Source organism: Cohnella thailandensis, from assembly GCF_014212135.1.
Lineage (GTDB): Bacteria > Bacillota > Bacilli > Paenibacillales > Paenibacillaceae > Cohnella > Cohnella thailandensis.
In genome coordinates this window covers 473,751-492,180 of sequence record NZ_JACJVQ010000019.1, presented here as the reverse complement: position 1 = coordinate 492,180, position 18,430 = coordinate 473,751, and the positions used below count along the sequence as shown (strand labels likewise).

General features: G+C 58.2%; 20 protein-coding genes. 3 read left to right on the top strand and 17 right to left on the bottom strand.

The features are described 5' to 3' along the window. Positions 1-167: 167 nt before the first annotated feature. The 6 genes from H7B67_RS22950 to H7B67_RS22925 all read right to left on the bottom strand — a co-directional run bounded on the left by H7B67_RS22950 (position 168) and on the right by H7B67_RS22925 (position 6,326). Entirely contained in the window at positions 168-782 is a 615-nt protein-coding gene (locus H7B67_RS22950; protein ID WP_209649167.1) for an acetylglutamate kinase, read from the bottom strand. Positions 783-879: 97 nt separating this feature from the next. Further along, complete coding sequence (locus tag H7B67_RS22945; RefSeq protein ID WP_185122188.1) at positions 880-1,227, bottom strand: hypothetical protein; 348 nt, start codon at positions 1,225-1,227, stop codon at positions 880-882. Between the two features lie 14 nt (positions 1,228-1,241). Beyond that, positions 1,242-3,575 (bottom strand): thiamine pyrophosphate-dependent enzyme, encoded by a 2,334-nt coding sequence (locus H7B67_RS22940; RefSeq protein ID WP_185122187.1) that lies wholly within the window; start codon positions 3,573-3,575, stop codon positions 1,242-1,244. A 41-nt stretch (positions 3,576-3,616) separates the two neighbouring features. Then, positions 3,617-4,624: a 2-oxoacid:acceptor oxidoreductase family protein gene (locus H7B67_RS22935; RefSeq protein ID WP_185122186.1), complete on the bottom strand. Its 1,008-nt coding sequence runs from the start codon at positions 4,622-4,624 to the stop codon at positions 3,617-3,619. A gap of 281 nt (positions 4,625-4,905) precedes the next feature. Beyond that, positions 4,906-5,658, bottom strand: a complete 753-nt coding sequence (locus H7B67_RS22930) for an SDR family NAD(P)-dependent oxidoreductase (protein ID WP_185122185.1) — start codon at positions 5,656-5,658, stop codon at positions 4,906-4,908. Beyond that, a complete protein-coding gene (locus tag H7B67_RS22925) occupies positions 5,655-6,326 on the bottom strand; it encodes an MOSC domain-containing protein (RefSeq protein ID WP_185122184.1) in 672 nt (223 codons plus the stop codon). The genes H7B67_RS22930 and H7B67_RS22925 overlap by 4 nt, the downstream gene beginning before the upstream one ends. 112 nt (positions 6,327-6,438) lie before the next feature. On the opposite strand from H7B67_RS22925, the gene H7B67_RS30680 reads away from it, so the two are divergent. Next, positions 6,439-6,558, top strand: coding sequence for a DUF6254 family protein (locus H7B67_RS30680; RefSeq protein ID WP_221468859.1), 120 nt, complete (start codon positions 6,439-6,441; stop codon positions 6,556-6,558). A gap of 42 nt (positions 6,559-6,600) precedes the next feature. Here H7B67_RS30680 and H7B67_RS22920 read toward each other — a convergent pair whose 3' ends face one another. Beyond that, positions 6,601-7,101 (bottom strand): GNAT family N-acetyltransferase, encoded by a 501-nt coding sequence (locus tag H7B67_RS22920; protein WP_185122183.1) that lies wholly within the window; start codon positions 7,099-7,101, stop codon positions 6,601-6,603. After that, complete coding sequence (locus H7B67_RS22915) at positions 7,098-7,826, bottom strand: phosphonate ABC transporter ATP-binding protein (protein WP_185122182.1); 729 nt, start codon at positions 7,824-7,826, stop codon at positions 7,098-7,100. Before H7B67_RS22915 ends, H7B67_RS22920 begins: the two co-directional genes overlap by 4 nt. Positions 7,827-7,990: 164 nt before the next feature. Between H7B67_RS22915 and H7B67_RS22910 the strand changes: the two genes are divergently transcribed. Then, the gene (locus H7B67_RS22910; RefSeq protein ID WP_185122181.1) at positions 7,991-8,221 is read left to right on the top strand and encodes a hypothetical protein; all 231 of its coding nucleotides are present in this window, start codon (positions 7,991-7,993) and stop codon (positions 8,219-8,221) included. A 64-nt stretch (positions 8,222-8,285) separates the two neighbouring features. Here the strand turns inward: H7B67_RS22910 and H7B67_RS22905 are convergent, their stop codons facing one another. Beyond that, entirely contained in the window at positions 8,286-8,423 is a 138-nt protein-coding gene (locus H7B67_RS22905; protein WP_185122180.1) for a hypothetical protein, read from the bottom strand. A 174-nt stretch (positions 8,424-8,597) separates the two neighbouring features. On the opposite strand from H7B67_RS22905, the gene H7B67_RS22900 reads away from it, so the two are divergent. Next, entirely contained in the window at positions 8,598-9,347 is a 750-nt protein-coding gene (locus H7B67_RS22900) for an HAD family hydrolase (protein ID WP_185122179.1), read from the top strand. A 29-nt stretch (positions 9,348-9,376) separates the two neighbouring features. Here the strand turns inward: H7B67_RS22900 and H7B67_RS22895 are convergent, their stop codons facing one another. The 8 genes from H7B67_RS22895 to H7B67_RS22860 all read right to left on the bottom strand — a co-directional run bounded on the left by H7B67_RS22895 (position 9,377) and on the right by H7B67_RS22860 (position 18,393). Beyond that, the gene (locus H7B67_RS22895; RefSeq protein WP_185122178.1) at positions 9,377-10,396 is read right to left on the bottom strand and encodes a cation diffusion facilitator family transporter; all 1,020 of its coding nucleotides are present in this window, start codon (positions 10,394-10,396) and stop codon (positions 9,377-9,379) included. 177 nt (positions 10,397-10,573) lie between these two features. Further along, on the bottom strand, positions 10,574-11,608 hold the full coding sequence (gene mnmH / locus H7B67_RS22890) for a tRNA 2-selenouridine(34) synthase MnmH (protein ID WP_185122177.1): 1,035 nt from the start codon (positions 11,606-11,608) through the stop codon (positions 10,574-10,576). 21 nt (positions 11,609-11,629) lie between these two features. Further along, positions 11,630-12,679: a selenide, water dikinase SelD gene (gene selD, locus H7B67_RS22885; RefSeq protein ID WP_185122176.1), complete on the bottom strand. Its 1,050-nt coding sequence runs from the start codon at positions 12,677-12,679 to the stop codon at positions 11,630-11,632. A gap of 111 nt (positions 12,680-12,790) precedes the next feature. After that, positions 12,791-14,098: an S-layer homology domain-containing protein gene (locus H7B67_RS22880; protein WP_185122175.1), complete on the bottom strand. Its 1,308-nt coding sequence runs from the start codon at positions 14,096-14,098 to the stop codon at positions 12,791-12,793. A gap of 56 nt (positions 14,099-14,154) precedes the next feature. Then, positions 14,155-14,904 carry an ECF transporter S component gene (locus tag H7B67_RS22875; protein ID WP_245363370.1) on the bottom strand — a complete coding sequence of 250 codons (750 nt, stop codon included), beginning with the start codon at positions 14,902-14,904 and terminating at the stop codon, positions 14,155-14,157. Continuing rightward, entirely contained in the window at positions 14,886-16,559 is a 1,674-nt protein-coding gene (locus H7B67_RS22870; protein ID WP_185122174.1) for an ABC transporter ATP-binding protein, read from the bottom strand. Before H7B67_RS22870 ends, H7B67_RS22875 begins: the two co-directional genes overlap by 19 nt. Continuing rightward, positions 16,532-17,425 carry an energy-coupling factor transporter transmembrane component T gene (locus tag H7B67_RS22865; RefSeq protein WP_342592425.1) on the bottom strand — a complete coding sequence of 298 codons (894 nt, stop codon included), beginning with the start codon at positions 17,423-17,425 and terminating at the stop codon, positions 16,532-16,534. Before H7B67_RS22865 ends, H7B67_RS22870 begins: the two co-directional genes overlap by 28 nt. Further along, positions 17,422-18,393 (bottom strand): DUF4430 domain-containing protein, encoded by a 972-nt coding sequence (locus tag H7B67_RS22860; RefSeq protein ID WP_185122173.1) that lies wholly within the window; start codon positions 18,391-18,393, stop codon positions 17,422-17,424. Before H7B67_RS22860 ends, H7B67_RS22865 begins: the two co-directional genes overlap by 4 nt. Between the last annotated feature and the right edge of the window lie 37 nt (positions 18,394-18,430).

Genomic DNA, 18,430 nt, shown 5'->3' with positions numbered 1-18,430 from the left:
GATTGCGTATCCTTGATTGCGTTGACTATCATTATATCACAAATACAAGGATCGTGATGACGGCCATTTCACCGGAATTGGAAAACAAAATATTGGCTGAAGATCGAACGAGGAAAGCCGAAAAGACGGTTAACCGGGACCAGCCCGGTTAACCGTCTGACGAGGGATCAGCTTACGATTCCGAATGCGGAGGGAAACTGCCGGATGATTCCTTGCGTCATCACGTCCGCCATCTCCAGCGCCTGCCTCTCGATCGGATCGGACGTCGCCGCGTTCGCGACATAATCGGCTCTTAATCGGGAGGCAGCCTCCAAGGTCAGCAGCCTCAGATGCTCGTTCATCATCATGACCCATTCCTGGCGGGACCAATAAGGATTGATCCGGCCGAGAAACTCCGCGATGTCCGCCGCATTGGCGTACCATCGCTTCTGCGCGTCGGCCGCTTCCGCCTGCTTCCCGTCCCGCAGATCGGTGACAAACTCCGCGGCGATGGTCAGGTGATCCCGCAGCAGCGCGGCGAAGCGGTCGGCGATCGCCTTGCCGTAATACGGCTCCAACGCCGCGCCGAAATCGGTCGGATTGCGGAGCAAACGGGCGGTTGCCGCCTGTTGTTCCGGGTACCTCCCGACGATGCTGTTCACGGTCAGGCGAGTCCAATAGACATGCTGCTCCCACAGCATGCGCAGCGTTCGGTTTAACTGAACCGCGGCCGGCGTCCAATCCGCCGCATTCGTCCTTACCGGATAGGCATAAGGGTAAGGAAGCCCGAAGTAAGAATCCATCGATCGAACGGCTCCTTCACTGTTGTCTTATCGACAGTTTATAATGCGGGAGCCCAATCGGTGCACGTTCGCCTACCCGAGTTTTCAGGGCGAATGGTTATTCCGCAGGCTCCGCGAGCAGCTGCCCGCCTCTCATAAAGATCCGCAAGGAAGGATCGTTGCGCAGCTTCACGTTGCCGAGCTTCGCTTCCTGCTCCGTAATCAGCGTGATTTTCCACCGGCTCAGCTCCTGCACCTGCTCCCATTCCGCCGCGTGCCTCTCCTTGATGATCGTCTCCGGGGCCAAGGCGCGGAACCGCTCCGACTTCATCAGCACGTCGAACCTTTGCTCCTCGTCCGGCTCGTCGTCCCATAGAAGCAAGCCGTAGTAAGCTAGCTGATACGCGTTCGCCTGCTTGCCCGCCAACAGTTCCCCGGTTCCGATATGCCTAAGCGCGTAAGGCATCTCCGCTCACCGCCTTAGAGATAAGGGCTCTCATGCTTCGCCTTCAGCACGGCCCATCTCCGCTCGATTTCGTTCTCGAATTCTCTCAGCGTCTCTTGATTCTCCGGTTTGGACATGTGTTTCGTCTTGCCCATCATTCGCAGCCAATCGAGAACCGAGCTCTTCTTGCCCTTCTCTTCCGGGTTGTACGTAATGTTCGTGACGCCTCTCTCCACCTCGTAGAGCGGGAAGAAGCACGTATTGACCGCCTGCTCGATGATCGTGGAGCCGTCCCTGTCTTCCGACAGCCAGTTGAGCGGACAGGTGATCAGGATCTTCCCGTACACCATCCCTTCGTTCCGGGCGTACCATTGCGCCTTCGCCGCCTTGCGCACGAGGTCGATCGGATTCGCTTCGCTGCCCGTAAACACGTAAGGGATATTCGTCGCCGCCATGATCTGTGCCGTATCCTTGTGATGGAAAACCTTGCCCGCCTGCTGCTTGCCGACGTTCGAAGTCGATGTCCGGTGCCCGAGCGGCGTCGAATAAGACAGCTGGGCGCCCGTGTTCATGTAGCCTTCGTTATCGTACTCCAGAATAATCATCTTATGGTTGCGGAGCGCCGCGCCGATGGCCGGCCCCATGCCGATGTCCATGCCGCCGTCGCCGGTGATCATCACGAACGTGAAGTCTTCCTTCAGCCCCAGATGATCGAGCTCTCCCCGGCGCTTGCGTTCGTAGAACATCTCCACGACGCCGGACAGAGTGGCCGCCCCGTTCTGGAACAGGTTGTGGATATAGGTCGCCTTGTGAGCGGAATAGGGGTAGCCGGTCGTGACGACCATCGCGCAGCCCGTATGGAAGAGCGCGATCATGTCGCCCTCGATGCCTTTGAAGAACAGCTCCAACCCGGAGAAAATGCCGCAGCCCGGGCAAGCGCCGTGTCCCGGAGCGATTCTTTTCGGCTTCTTGGTCAGGCTGCGCAAAGGCGGCACGCGGACGTTCAGCTTGCCGGTCGTCTCGTCGGGAGTGACGGTGATGAGGCCCGTCTTCAGCTCCTCGAACTTCATTGGCGTAAGCACCCGCTTCGGAGCCTTGGCCGGATCGCCCGCCGTATGGCCGTGGTAATCGAACGGCTTCGGGGAGGCCGCCCCTTCCGCGGCCGCCGCTCCGTCCAGTCCCGCCGCCGCGATCGCCTCCTCGAACAGCTTCAGCCCGTCCTCGGCATAGAAGTCTTTGCCGCCGAGCCCGTAGATTCGGCTGATTACCTTCGTCGTATGGTTCTCGTACGTCTGCAGAGCCGCCTTCACTTCGATCGTCATGTTGCCGCCGTGCCCTCCGTACGAATCGGCGCGGTCGCCGACCGTGACGGCCTTGACCCCGTGCAGCGCCTCCGCGATCTGCTTCGCCGGGAACGGGCGAATGATGTTCGGCGAGACGGAGCCGGCCTTGACTCCTTTCTCGCGAAGCTGATCCACGACGTCCTTGACGATCTCCGCCGACGAATTGAGCAGGAATACGGCCACCTCGGCGTCGTCCATCCGGTAGAGGTCGAGAATCGGATAATCCCGGCCGGTCAGCTCGGCGTATTCTTGGCGAATCCGGTCGTAAACCGCTTCCGCCCGGTACATCGCCATCGACTGCTGGTAGCAGTTGTTGATATAATCCGGCTCGTTCATGTAAGGGCCGACGGTAATCGGGTTGTCGCGGTCGAGCACGTGGGCGAAGCCCTCCGGCGGCTTCTCCCCGACGAACGCGAGCACGTCCTCGCGATTCGCGAACGTCATGACGCGCCGCTTCTGGTGGCTCGTGAAATATCCGTCCGAGGCGACGAGCACCGGCAAGCGGACCTCGGGGTCTTCCGCCAGCTTAAGCGCGATGATGTTCATGTCGTAGACCGCCTGCGGATCGCGGCACAGCACGATCGGCCAGCCCGTGTTCAGCGCGAAATACAGGTCCGAGTGGTCGCCGTGGATGTCCAGAGGTCCCGACACGGATCGGCAGACCAGGTTCATGACCATCGGGAAGCGGGTGCCCGATTGGACGGGCATCTGCTCGAGCATGTACAGGTACCCGTTCGCGCTCGTCGCGTTGAACACGCGGCCGCCCGCCGTGGAAGCTCCGTAGCAGACGCCCGCGGAGCCGTGCTCCCCGTCCGCCGGAATGAGCACGATGTCGTGCTGACCGTTCGCCTTCATCAAGTCGAGGAATTGAGCCACTTCGGTCGAAGGCGAGATCGGAAAATACCCCATGATGTGATAGTTGATCTGGTGAGCGGCGTAAGCGGCCATCTCGTTGCCGGATTCGTAGACGATTCGCTGCTCGATCTTGCCCTTGGGGCTTGTGGTCTTGCTTAAATCAATCGCCATCCTAAGCTCCACCCTTCTTAACCAACTGATATGCGGTTAATTCAAGAGATCGCCAGATCGAATCGGTGCGGAACGCGGCTGCCGTCGGCATAGCCCTCGGTTTCGAGCTCGCCCGTAAGGGCGGCGGTCGGGCAAGCCTGCACGCACTTCAGGCAGCCTTTGCAATATTGATAATCGATGCCCTGCAGGAACATCTGCAGACGCCCCTTCTTGTCGGGCAGCTCCTCCCAGACGAAGCAATAATCCGGGCATACGTTGTCGCAAGCCGCGCAATGGATGCACTTGTCGTCCGCGAAGTGAGGCAGCCGTCCGGCTCTGGAGATGCTCAGATCCTTCAGGATGCTGTTGCCGGGGTTGGTGATAAGCCCGCCGATCGGCTGAGTCTCATACCCCAGCACCGGCGTGTCCATGCGGACGAAGCCGGGCATCTCCTCGCCTTCCGGAAGCGCGAACGACTGGAACTTCACTTCGTCGTAGCCTCTCTGGAACGTGTTCAAGGCAGGCTGGACGGCGCCCGGGTATTTCTTCTCCAGAGACTTGCGGACGACTCCCTTCATGAATTCCGGATCGAGGAAGCCGCATAGCCGGAACAAGCCTCCGAGCATGCCCATATTGACGCGGTTGTTCTCTTCCAGCGCGATGCCCGTCGCGTCGACGACGGCGATCGTTCCGCTCTTCAGCTTCAGTTTGTCTTTCAGTTCTTCGGGAGATTTCTTGGAATTCACGAGGACGATGCTGTCCTCGTACATTCCGGAGATGACGTTGACGGTGCGGGATAGGTTCTCGTGGAAAATGCCGATGACGTGAGGCCGTTCTACGGGAGAGGTGTCGCGAATCCGGGTGTCCGGATCGCAGAAGCGGATGTGCGCCTTGACGGGCGAGCCTTTCTTCTCGGAGCCGTACGAGCTGAAGCTGACTCCGTTCAGCGAGGCGCCCATCACGCCCGCCTCCGCCAGCATCTTGCCGGCAAGGTTGGCGCCGAGACCGCCGATCGATTCCAGGCGAATCTCAAAAAAACCGAGTTCGTTCCATCTAGGCAGCGAGGTCATGTGCCTTCGAATCCCCCTTCGCATAGTGGTGACTACAGACGAAAGAAGCGAATGAAACGCTGGATGTTCTCTTATCCCCATACCTTTCGCTATCGTTCCGGGATTTTCCTGCCGAACTTGACGGAAATTGGTAAACGCTTACGAAGAATGGGCAAAAAAAAGGAGCAGGACGGGCCGGACCGGGCGCTCGCGTTCGCCTCCTGCTCATCTGCTCCTATTCTATGTCGCAACCTTCCTTCGATTGCATAGGTTGTGCCCGCTTATGCGAACTCGCCCTCCGGCTACTCGACGTAGATCATCTTGCGGGTCATGCCTCCGTCTACCGTCAGGTTGATTCCAGTCACGAAGTCGTTGTCCGGATCGGTCAGATAGAAGCAGGCGCGGGCGATGTCCATCGTCGTCCCGACCCGTCCGGCCGGGTGCTGCTCGTGGTCCTCGGGGCGCAGCTCGCCGAACTTCCCGTTGTCGATCCAGCCCGGGCTGATCGCGTTCACCCGAATCCGGTCGGGACCGAGGGACAGCGCGAGCGCATGCGTGATCGAGAGAATTCCGCCCTTGGAGGCGGCATAGGCCTCCGAGTTCGGCTCGGACTGGACCGCTCTCGTCGAAGCGATGTTCACGATCGCCCCGCCTGTCCCCTGTCGCTTCATCACCTTCGCCGCTTCCCGCGAACAAAGGAACGTCCCGCGAAGATTGACGTTCAGCACCGAGTCCCACTCCTCGATCGACAGCTCCAGCGGAGACTTCCAGATGCCGAAGCCGGCATTGTTGATCAAGATATCGATCCGGCCGAATTCTCGCTGCGCCGCATCCATGATCAGGGCGGCCGATTCGGCCTCGGCGAGATCGGCTTGGTAGAAGGTTGCCTTGCCGCCGGCCGTCCTCAGCTCTCGGGCGAGCTTCTCCCCCTCCCCGTTCGGAAGATCGGTCAGGAACGCGGAAGCCCCGAGCTCGGAATAAGCGCGCGCCAAGTCGCGGCCGATGCCGCCGGTCGCTCCGGTGATGAGAACGGTCCGTCCCTGGAATCGGCTCATCCCTCTCCGCCTTCCAATCTCGCCAGCCTCTTCTCGAACGTGTTCCTCCAGCTGTCCGCAAGGACGTCCAACGAGAGCATTTTCCGCAATCCGTCCTTGTCCGTACGATCCCGATGCATGATGCGATTCGCTTCCGTTACGGTAACGCGCGCGGGATGGAGCTCTACCCGTTCGAGGATGCCCGTGTCCACGGTTCCCGGCGTCAGCACCCGGAAGTAGAAGCCCGTCGCTCCCTTCTCCGACACGAGCACCGGCAGCTCGTCGAGCCCCCACTTCATCGCCAGCTTCCAGCAAGGCTGCCTCGGCTGGCTTACTTGAACGACCGTCTCCCCGATCCGATAGACGTCGCCGATGTGGACGTCGTCCTCGGAGAGGCCTTCGACCGTGAAGTTCTCCCCGAACGCGCCGTCCGGAAGAGATCGGCCAAGCACCCGCTCCCAATGCGGATAATGATCGCGGATGTATACGCAGACGGCTTTATCCGGACCTCCGTGGTTGATCGGATCCGCTTGCTCGTCGCCTTCTATGCCGGTTTGTCCAAGCCGGAGAGACCGGCCGGCCGGCTCCTTGTAAATGCCGGAATGGGCTTCCTTGCCTTTAAAGCTTCCGGCCTGAACCTTGCCCGTATTAATGGAAACGACTGTGGCTTGCCCGAGATTCGTATTCATGTCTGATTCCCCCATTCTAATGCGGCGTCCCATGAAATGCCGGGAATAGCGGTTCCGCGCGGACGTCAATCTAAGAAATGCTCGTCAACTTCGTTCATCAGGAGGGTGCCCAATGACAACATCCAAGCATCGTCGCGAGAACGCCTGGAAGGTCCGCAAGCAATCCCAGCAACCGCACGGCAAGATCGCTTCCTTGCGCGATCTCGCCGCCGGACGCACAGAACGAGTCTAAGCTTGACCGAGCGCGGGAGACCGGACGAACCGGTCTCTTCTCTTACTCGCAGAACGCCAGGAGCATATCGTGCCAATCCACTCCGCCGTGCTCGCTATGAACGAGCCCCGTCGCGTGAAACCCTCTCGCCTCATACCAGGGCACAAGCTCCCGCTGGCTCATCAGCATGACCGATGACAACCCGCTGCTCGCCGCGAGCGACACGATCCGGTCCAGCAGCCCGGTTCCAAGCCCGCATTGGCGATAATCCGGATGAACCGCGACCGACAGAATGCATAGCTTCCTACCGTCGACCCGCCCTCCGTGACGCTGCTTGATGCCGACGTCGGTGCAATCCTTGGCATCCGTCCGAACGCCGCACGCAAGCCCGACCAGCTCTTCCCCGTCCCAAGCGCCCAGGAAGAAATCCGGGAACGTCGCCTGGCGATATCGAAACGCTTCCAAAGCGGCCGCTTGATCGGGCGGATAACATAGCGTCTCCAGCACGTGCGCTTCCGGAATCCTATCGGACGATATCGGTTTAATGATTATAGAATCGTTCACGAAAGCCTGACCTTCTCGGCGCCGGTCAATCTGCGGCCTCTCACCTTGAGCTCGATCTGGCCGTCCTTCAGACCCCAGATCTCGTCGGCGAACTTCTCCGCCAGCTCCAAGCGGTGCATGGCGACGACGACGGTCGTCCGGTTCTCCTTGCAGATCTTCTTTAGTCTCTCCATGATATCCTCTTGCGAATGCGGATCTAGACCCGATACCGGCTCGTCCGCGAACAGCAGCTCGGCGCCGTGCGCGATCGCTCTGGCGATCGCGACGCGCTGGCGTTCGCCGCCGCTCAGCTTCTCGGCGTGCTGGTGGGCCCTGTCGATCAAGCCGACGGACTCCAGCGTCTCCATCGCGCCCATATAATCGTCGTTGCGCACCATGCCCGTCACCCTGCGGAACCACGGCACCTGGCCGATCGCTCCGATCAGAACGTTTTTGAGCGCGGTTTTTTTCTCGTACAGAATCGGTTTCTGCTCCAGATACGCGATCTTGCGGCGCGCCTTCCACTTGGCGATCACGCCGCCCTTGAGCAGATTCTGGCCGTCGAACAGATATTCCCCTTGGGACCACGGCTCCTTCAGAGCCAAGCATTTAAGAAGAGTCGACTTCCCGCTTCCGCTAGGTCCGACTACGGCGATAAACGCCCCGGGCTCCAGTTGGCCGCGAATGTCCTTCAGCACGACTTTGCCTTGGGGAAGCTTGCGGGTCAAGCCAGCTATCGTAATCATCGATAATAGGTGCTCCTTCTGAATGACGGATAGAATTTCGTGATTTTTCGAGATAAATATAGTTTATTGTATTCCGGAACACCTTTCCATACGAACAAATGTTTGCTATAATGAGAACAAGAACAATTGTTCTCATATCATCTGCCAGGAGAGGTGGATCAGGGATGGTTAACTGCGAACATTTCCGTTATATGGAGCCTTCGATAGGAAGCCGCCCGTCTCAAGATCTTACGTTCAAGTTTTACGCCGACGGGAAGCTTATCATTGTGGATAATGACACCGGGCACACGATAAACCCCCGCGAGCTTCGCGGGGGCAGCTACGACTTCTATGTGCGGCAACGAATCGCCTTCATACGGCGCGATTTGAACGCCAAGCGCGCTAAGTACGCCTAACAAGGCATTCATGCTTTTCTATCGGTAAGGCAACGGGCTGCGGCTGCCATGCCGCAGCCTGCCCTTACGGCAGGTTCTTGTTGATCTTGTTCAGACTCGGCGGGTAACGGGACATCTTGTCCAGCCTAATCGAACGTGATTTTTCTCGTATGGACGAGGCGTTCTGCTGATCGTCGATTTTGGAGCTGCTGTTTCTTGGCATGCGGCTTCCTTCACCTCCTGCCCGGATGGATCGATCGTCGTCGATCCTTCGCCCCTTATCGGGGCTATCCTTCATTTTGCCACTTTCATCGGATTTACAAACGTTATCCTCATTGCCATAATGTAGATACCGTTGTTGATTCATGGCATGGAATGGAATGAAGGAGCATGGAAGATGAAGCAGACTCTCTTGTTCGATCTGGACGATACGTTAATCTACTGCAACAAGTACTTCAACCTGACGCTGGAGCAATTCGCGGACACGATGCTGGATTGGTTCTCCTCCGACTCTCCATCCCGCGCGGCCATCTTGGATAAGCATACCGAGATCGACATCGCCGGGGTCAAAGTACTGGGATTCCAAAGCGAGCACTTCCCGCAATCGTTCCTCGACACCTATCGTTACTTCAGCGAGCTGTACGGTCGAGATCAGGATTCCGCCGAACAGAAGCTGTTATGGGATCTTGGCATCAGCGTTTACGAGCATGAGGTGGAGCCTTACCCCCATATGGAAGAGACGCTGAGCTTTCTGCGCGACAGCGGTCACGATCTGCATCTATACACGGGCGGAGATCCCGTCATTCAGAGGCGGAAGATCGAACGCCTTCAGTTGGAACGGTATTTCGAAGATCGAATCTACGTTCGCATGCACAAGAACACGGATGCGCTGAAGGAGATTCTGACGGAAGGCTCCTTCGAGCAAGGGCGGACCTGGATGATAGGCAATTCGATCCGGACGGACGTCGTTCCCGCCTTGGAATGCGGATTGAACGCGATCTACATGAAGCGGGATCAGGAATGGATGTTCAACATGATCCCGATCGATGCGGCTCCCCAAGGCGCCTTCCTGACGCTGACGGATCTCTCGGAAGTCCCTCCCGCCATCGAACGATACCTGGTTAGCGAGAAGGAACCTGGCGTCTGACGCACAGGTTCCTTCTTTTTGCGAATATATTAATTGTCGGTCGGCTTGACCAGATGATCTTCCTCCGGTACCCAGTCCTTGACCCCGTTGTCTTCGATGATGCCTAAGTTCACGTCCGAGATCGAAGAATCTTGAAGCAGACGGTCTCTAACGCTGAACTTGATATCGTCCGCATCCGCCAGCGACAATCCTTTTCTCAGTTCGATCATGCCCTCTACGTGATAGTATCGGCCTTCTTGCATGATCCGCAGCTTATTGATATCCACCACGTCCGGATTCGAGAAGATCAGATCGGCCACCTTCTCCTCCACTTCCCGAGGAGCGGCGACGCCGATCAGGCCGACCATATTGTCGTAGCCTACTCGGAACGCGACGAACACCATCAGAATTCCGATGAGGATCGAGGAGATGCCGTCGATCTGGTGGAAAGCCGTCAACGAGGTGATCACGACGGCGATCAAGGCGAACAACGCTCCCAGGGTCGCGACCAAATCCTCGTAAAATACGAGGCGGGTCGGCGGAGCCGCGCGGCCTACGTTGCGGAATGCGGCCGGAAGCAAGGCTAGTCCTTTCGCTTCTACCGCGGCCTCGTGTCGGATCTCCTTCATCGCTTTTATCAGAACGAATCCATCGACGCCTAATGCAAGCAGAAGGACGATGAGGTTCAGCCAGAAGCCGGAAGCCTCCGAGGGGTGATTCAGCAGGTGAATGCCTTCATGGATCGTCTCGTACGCCATGATCGTGACGACGATAACGGCTACCATGCAAAAGATATTGATCACGCGGCCGAAGCCGGTCGGGAATCTTCGGGTCGGCCTCTTCTCCGCCATGACGCTGCCAACGAAGACGAACAGCTGATTAACGGCATCCGCGATGGAATGCATCGTGGAAGCGAACATGGCGCCGCTGCCGGTCAAAGCCGCGGCAATTCCCTTGACGATCGCGAGCAGCGTATTGCCTATTGCCGCCGTTCCGGAAGATACGTTGCCTTTGCGGATCAGGGAGAAAAATGAATTCGATGGATCGGGGACGGACGATGCTTCTGCCATTGCTTTACGGACAACCTCCTGAATGTTGCTGCACTTGTCTGATTTTGGTATGTACAGCATAAGTGTGTATATGGACCATGCTTGGTATACGTTTCATTCATAAATTTAGAAAGAGCGGTTCCCGCGAGGAAAACGGAAACCGCATAGTAAACCCAATAATCGTCCGATAACGCCGGTTTACGAACCGGACTTCAATAACTCCTCCACCTGCCGGGTCGCATCCTCCACCGAGCTGGCATGAAGGACCGTTTCCCTGCCGGTCGCATGCTGACCGGAGCTGTGTTGGTACCTAGGGTCGTAATAATACAACAGCAGCAGTTCCGCCGCCCGCTCGTATTTCTCATTCCGGAGACAAGTTTCGATCTCGGCCGCAATCGGCGTATGAATCTGGGACTTGATGACCCGGAACGCGCTCATGATTTGCTCTTTATGCGCCCAAGGCCGATAGTCCTCGAGCAGATTGCTAACCCGGACCTCGAGCGGAAGCTCGAGCCAAATCTCCTTCGCTTCCTCCCTCTTGCGGATCAGCACCTCCGGCTGGACGATCCTGCCGATTCGTTTGCCCTCGGCTTCGAACAACAGTGACGGCGCTTGCCGATAACGAAGCAGCTGCTCGAAGAGCAACGCGTCGAACATCTTCTGGTTGTTCGCCTTGCGACCGATCTCGCCGAAGATGGAGCCGCGATGGCCGGCCATTCCTTCCAGGTCCAGAACGGCGTGCCCGCGCGAGGCCAGAGCGTTCAGGACTTTCGTCTTGCCCGATCCGGTGAGCCCGTTCAGAACGAAAGCGGGAGGCTCGATGGTCATCGTCGCGAGATTGTCCAGAACCCAGTTCCGGTAAGCCCGGTAACCGCCCGTCAACCGGTAGACGTGAATATCCATCAAGGACAGCAGAGTAGCCGTCGTGCGGCTGCGCATTCCGCCCCTCCAGCAGAAGACGCTCTTCTTGCCGGGAATGGCTCCTATCTCGCGGATGAGGGACGGAAGCTTGGCGGAGATGACCTCCAGCCCCCGTTCCTTCGCCGCTTGCACGCCGACTTGCTTGTACAATGTTCCGATCTCTGCCCTCTCTTCATTATTGAAGAACGGGACGTTGACGCTGTCCGGAATCGTCGATTCCTCGAATTCTCCCGGAGACCGGACGTCTATGGTCGTCATTTCTTTGGCCTGCCGCAGCGAAGCCCATTCGTCGATCGTAATGTCTTGGAACATAAGCGAATCCCTTCCCACACGTCAAACCACTCGGATTCGGCCCGGGTGCTCGGAAGAAACTTCGCCGATAAGGCTCGCTTCCACGCCCGCATCGAGCAATTCCGAGAGCAGCCGTTCGGAAGCGTCCGCCTCCACGGAGATGAGCAGCCCGCCCGAAGTGACCGCGTCGCAGAGAATCCAACGATCGATCTGATCCAGCTCTTCCGGGAAGTCGACGTCGTCCTTCACATGGTTGAAGTTGTTCTTCGTGCCGCCCGGAACGAACCCGTTCTCCGCAAGCTCGCGAATGCGCGGCAGCTTGGGCACCTCGCCGTGACGGATAATTAGGCCGGCTCCGCTCCCCTTCGCCATCTCCAGCGAGTGGCCGATCAGGCCGAACCCGGTGACGTCGGTGCACGCGTTGACGGGATAAGATTCCATAATCTCCGCGGCTGTCTTGTTCAAGGCGGCCATGACATGGGTCATTCGTTCGATCTCATCTTGGGTTAGCTGATCCTTCTTGACGGAAGTCGTCAGGATGCCGACCCCGATCGGCTTGGTCAGGATCAGCTTATCCCCGGGCTTGGCGCCCGCATTGGTGCGGACGCGATTCGGATTCACCAGGCCGGTGACCGCGAGCCCGAACTTGGGCTCCTTGTCGTCGATGGAATGCCCGCCGACCAAGGTAGCTCCCGCTTCGCGAACCTTGTCTCCCGCTCCGCGAAGAATGTCCGCTAGGATTTTCTTGTCAAGCGTGGATATTGGAAAAGCGACGATATTTAACACCGTTAAAGGCTTGCCGCCCATCGCATAGATATCGCTGATGGCATTTGCTGCCGCGATCTGACCGAAATCGTACGGATTATCGACGATCGGGGTAAAGAAATCCACCGTTTGAACGAGCGCCAGCTCGTCGTTCAGCCGATAAACGCCCGCATCGTCGCTCGTATCGAGCCCGACGAGGAGGTTCGGGTTCGGCTCGGACGGCGGGAGGTTCCGGAGAACCTGGCTCAAATCCGCCGGCCCTATCTTGCAGCCGCAGCCGCCCTTGCTCGAATAGGAGGTTAACTTCACTTGTTCGTTCGAATCCATCTGGGTACTCATCCTCTCTAAACTTAGGCCATTCTCTAATCGTACAGGATCGAATATTCCAAGGCAAACCCCTATTCGTCAGAAGCGGAATGCGAAGGGAGAAATCTGCTCTTATGCGGCGACCGCCGGGTGGCCGATTCGATAGTCGTAAGCGCGCAGCGCCACGACCGTCGCCATCTCGCGAGTCACGCGGCCTTGCGGATCGAACGAATTATCCTGCCCTTGCATGAGTTGGGCGGCGATCGCCTTCTCGACGTCGGACTTCGCCCATGCGGAGATCTTAGCGGCGTCCTTGACGGTTACGAATCCGGACGAGCTTGCGACGCCCAATGCCTTGACCAGGATCGAAGCCATCTGTTCGCGGGTGATCGATTCATTCGGTTGGAAAAAGCCGTTGTAGCCGCTGATGAATCCGGCTTCGCTAGCCGTGTTCACATAAGCGAAATACCATTTCTCCCGGGTAACGTCCTTGAAGCTGCTGCTCGTCGACGTCGACAGATCCAGCCCGAGAACGTTGACGAGCAGCTTCGCGAACTCCGCTCTCGTGATCGTCGCCTTCGGATTCAATTTGCCTTCGCTGCCTTGAAGGTAGCCCTTGGCCACTGCCGTCTCGACAGCGTTGACAGCCCAGCTCGAGATCGTCCCGGCATCCGCGAATCGCTTCTTCCAATCGACCAACTGCGCCAAGCGATCGTACGCCGAATCGACGCTTTCCTGCGTGCTCTCCAGATTCTTCAGAACGGTATAAGCGTTGTCGTAGGCAGCCTTGAAGTCGGCTTGCTGCAGCTTGTCCGCTTTGTCCGCCGAGCTGTTGATCGAGGCGACCAGAGCCGTCAGATCGTCCTTGTCGGCGAAGTCGATATAGCCTTCCGCCCATTGGCTCGTCGTGAAGTCGCTGCCATAGCCGGATACGGTGAACTGATAACGGATGACATCTCCGTCTTGCGGGCGGTAGTCCGAAGGACCGACATCCGGCGGAACGTTGTTGATTACGGACATCCAGCCGGCTTCCTTCGAATAATCCAGCTCGCCGAGCCACTCGTCGCCGCTCTCCCTGGCGGTTGGCTCCGCCTCCATATGGGACAGGATATAAGCCGGAATCTTCGCTTCGACCGTCGAGTCCTTGAGCGAGGTCATGTAGAAGTTGCTCTCCGCCGTGCCTTGGTACTTCATGTTGTCTTCCCCAAGCACCCGAAGCAGGAGGTCCGCCCCGTTCTCATCCTTGTAGAACGGAACCTGGATCGGCTCCAAAAAATAGCCTTGTCCGATCGTGAATTTCTCGACGGACAGCGTTACTTCGCCGAGCGCGGATCCGCCCGTTGAGGAGGTTGCGGCGCTTGCCCCTCCTACATTCGACGTTACTCCGATTGCGATCAAGGCCGTCGATAACAGCCAGCCTGCCTTTTTCTTGAATTTCATTGTCTAACTCCCTTTCAGCTATATTTGAATTTGATAATGCCATATGGGAAAATCGCTTACGGCTCAATGAGCCCGTATTTGGTCTTGATTCGATCCAGCTTCTCGATCATGGGCCGAGAGAGGAAGAACAAGAAGACCACGGTCGCGACCGCATGCACGAGATCGAACCAGAAGCCCGTCGCGTAGGTCGCCATGAGCGTCGGCCAACTAAGCTTTGGAGTGAACATCATTACCGAGCCGATATTGATGATGCCTCCATATATGATTAATGTCGTTAATCCTCCGAATACGCACAGCGAGAGTCGAGATCTTCCCAGCCATCCCTTGCGATACAGCAAGCCGGCAATGAAGCCGATGATGCCGAAGCAGAACATCTGCCACGGAGTCCACGGCCCTTGGCCGAAGAAGAAGTTCGAGACGAAGCCGGCGGTCGCCCCGACGAGAAAGCCGGCTTCCGCTCCGAAGCTGACGCCCGCGATAATGACGATCGCCACGACGGGCTTGAACTGCGGAAGCATGAAGAACGCGGCTCTCCCGGCGACGGCGATGGCGGCAAGCACGGCGATGACGATGAGCTCTCTCGCCTGAGGCTTCCGACTCTCGTACACCAGAGCGAACGGGACCATCGTGTACAGGATAATGAGCAGGCTGACGAAGTAATATTTCCGGTCGTCCAGAACGAAGATGCCGAACAGGATCGTTGCCGGAATGACGACAAGGATCATGAGCGCGGCCAACAGCGTGCGGCGGGTAAATCGGCGATCCGATACCGGTCGGCTCTGCTTATTCATGGGCTTGTCCGGCATAAGCGGATCACCTCCTCCTCCGTAACCGCCATCGGATCCAGATGGCGCGCCATCCGGTTGGCGGAGGTCGTGTAGAACGAGTTGCCCGCGAAGAACTCGGCCGTCTGATTCGACGAGATGACGCTTCCGTCGAAGAACATCGCGCATTCCTCCGCGTATTTGGCGCAGAATTCGATGTCATGGGAGACCATCACGATCGTCTTGCCTTCCTCGTTCAATCGCTTTAGGAGCTCTCCCAGCTTCTCCTTGAAGAAGCCGTCCAGTCCCTTCGTCGGCTCATCCAGAAGCAGAACGGTCGGCTCCAGAAGCAACACCTTCGCGAGAGCGGCTCTCTGCTGTTCTCCTCCGCTTAGATCGTAAGGATGCGACTGCAGCAGGCTCTCCAGCTCGGCGAACCGGACGACCTCCCTGATTCGCTCCTCTTTCCGCTCGGCGGAGAGCTTCTCGCCGGCAAGCATCTCCAGTAGATCGAGTTCCACCGTCTTCTTGACGAACAGGGCTTGCGGATTCTGCGGCAGCACGCCGAGGCGACCCCGGAATAGCTTGCCGGGGCGCGCCTGGCTCGGGTCTTCGCCGCCAACGCGAATCTTGCCTCGGTACGGCTTCAGAATGCCGCTGATCAGCGACAGAGTCGTCGTCTTCCCCGTTCCGTTCCCGCCGACGATGCCGAAGAACTGCCCTTCCCTTACCTTGAGGGACAGATCCTTGATCGTATCCGGAGCGTGCTTGTCGAACTTGAACCAGACGTCCTTCAGCTCGATGGCGACCGGTCTCTTGTCCTCCTTGTCGCTCCGATGGTCGACCTCGCGTTTCTCGATCGGCGTTCCTGCCAGGACGCCATCGAGCCACTGCCGCCCTTCCTTTACGGTTAACGGCGCAGGAGTTCCGCCGCCGACTCCCGCATGGATCCGCATCGGAGATGGCATCGAGCGGAACATCGGATGCTCGAGCCTTTGAAGCTTCTCTCCGGCCGCTCGCGGCGTATCGTCCGCGATCACGCTCCCTTGGTCCAGCACGATCAGCCGGTCGGAGACGGGAAGCACCTCCTCGAGACGGTGCTCCGTCAGCACGATCGTCGTCCCAAGCTCGCGATTGATCTTGCTAAGCGTTCCTAGAAACTCCGCCGCCGCGATCGGGTCGAGCTGCGAGGTCGGTTCGTCCAGAACGAGCACCGCCGGATGCATCGCCATGACGGACGCCAGGTTGAGCAGCTGCTTCTGCCCGCCGGACAGCTCGGCGACGTCGCGGCGGAACCAGGTCTGGATGCCGAAGAAGCTGGCCATCTCGGCGACGCGAAGCCGGATCGTCGGCGTATCGAAGCCGAGGCTCTCCAGGCCGAAGGCGAGCTCGTGCCACACTTTGTCCGTGACGATCTGATTGTCGGGACTCTGCAGGACGTAGCCGATCTCCGACGCCAGCGTTCTCGCATCCCACTCCCCGATCGTTTTGCCTCGATAGAGGATTTCCCCTTCCCGTCTACCGTGGGGGGTAAGCGCCGGCTTGAGATGACGGAGCAGCGTGCTCTTGCCGCAGCCCGACTTGCCGCAGATCGTGACGAACTCGCCGCTTCGGATGCTCAAGTCGATGCTCGAGAGGGCGCTGTTCTCCTGTTCCGGGAAGGAGAAGGTTAGATTCTCGATGCGATAGATCTCCATTTGATATCCTCCATGATTTGAATGCCGACGGGCAGAAGACATAAAGCGCCGTAAGCGGCGTATACGATTCCGCCGAACGGAGCGATCGGCTCCATCCGGATCGAAGGGAAGAAGCGGATCGTATTCTCGCCTAGCGCCGCTCCCGCTAGGATGACGGCGATAAGAACGGCCTGGAGGCCGAGCGTCAGACGATCCCGGCTATCGAAGCGGTAAAGCGAGAAGCTCGTCCGGTTCGGCAGCCCGTACCCTCTCGCCTTCATCGAATCGGCCGTCTCGATCGCGTTCTCTAGCGCCCAAGTCGTCATGATCGAAACGATACGAATTCCGTTGCGAGCCCTTTGTAACGGCGAACCTTGAGTCGCGTCCCTTCCGACGCTTCGCTGCGCGTGCGAGATTTTGCGGATCTGATTTTTGTAACGCGGCACGAACCGAAGCACCATCGAGAAAATCAGCGATAAAGCGGGAAGAATCCGGCCGAACAAATAAATGAACTTATCCGACGTCATCACGGCGTTGTAGCAGGAGAACCAGATGATGACCGTCACGAGCATGACGGCCGCCGCGATGCCGTAGAGGATCGATTCCAGCGTGATCGGATTGCCGTTCTTCAAGTAGAACAAAATCGTGACCCCGGCATGGTTGAACGCCGGATTGATGAGGGCTGCGATCAGCAGCAGCGGCAGCATATACAGAAGATTGAACTTGAGCGCCCTCATCCCCTTCAGCATCAACGAGTAGATGACGGAGCTCGCCAGCGCGATCCCTTGGAATACGGGGTGCATGAAGAGCATCCCGAATGCGATTACCGCGGCAAAATAGACGAAGTTGACGATGGGATGATAACCGGAGAACGCGTCCCGCTTCACGTCTGAGCCCCTGCCGCCTGCTCTCCGCCGACATCGCGGCCGAGATCGCACGTGTACACCCACTCCACGACGTCCCCGTCCTTCAGTTGATAGCGGCTGCTCCCATAGTTAGGGAACCAACCGTTCACCTTGTACATCCACCCGCTGAGCTCTCCGCAGTCGAATTCGTAGATGTTGTTGATTCCTTCAATGTAATTGCTATTGTAGATAGGCGTCATGGAAAATTCCATATGAATCTTGTTCTTCTTCATCTCCCGAAGAAGTACGTCGAACACGGACTCTCCCTCGTAAAAAGTCACTTTCCGAGCAGCGTAGATAACGCCGTCGTCCGGCAGCACTTCAAGCTTATCTTCGTTGAACATATCGAGGTTATCGAGGATCGTCTTCGCGCTTACGGACAGCGTGGCCGTCATCGCTTTCTTCTTGTCGACGACGGCGTCTTGGGGCTCGATCGGCTCCGGTTTGCCTTCCGGAATCGGATCGGTCTGGTATTGGTCCTTCTTCCCGCCGGATTCCGAGGGAGACGCCGAAGAAGATGGGTTGGCGGCAGGCTTCCCTTTGCTTGGACTAGGGCTTGGGCTTGCGCTCGGCTTCGGAGATGCCGGCTGCTCGCTTGGCTTCGCCGTCGATTCCTTCCCGGGAGCCGGAGATTCCGCGATCGCAGCTTGTTCCTCCGGGTGCTGAGTCGGACTCGAGGATGGTTCAGATTCAGGCTCAGTCTCGGATTCGGCCGGAAGCCCCCCCGTCCCTTGAGCAGCCGACTCTTCGGACGCTTTCGCTGTCGCCGGGCTAGAGTCCGGCGAAGAGAACGGTGAGGCGTTCGCTTCAATTGTCGAGGAAGCGGCCGCAGAAGATGGCTCCGTCGAATCCGATTTGCCGGAAGGACGATCGCCTCCCCAGTAGAAAGCAAGCGCCAGAACGCAGACGATGCCCGCCGCGACCAGCCATTTCTTCGGTGTCATTTTCATTGCTTTATTCACTCTCCATACGACTAAGCAAGGGCAC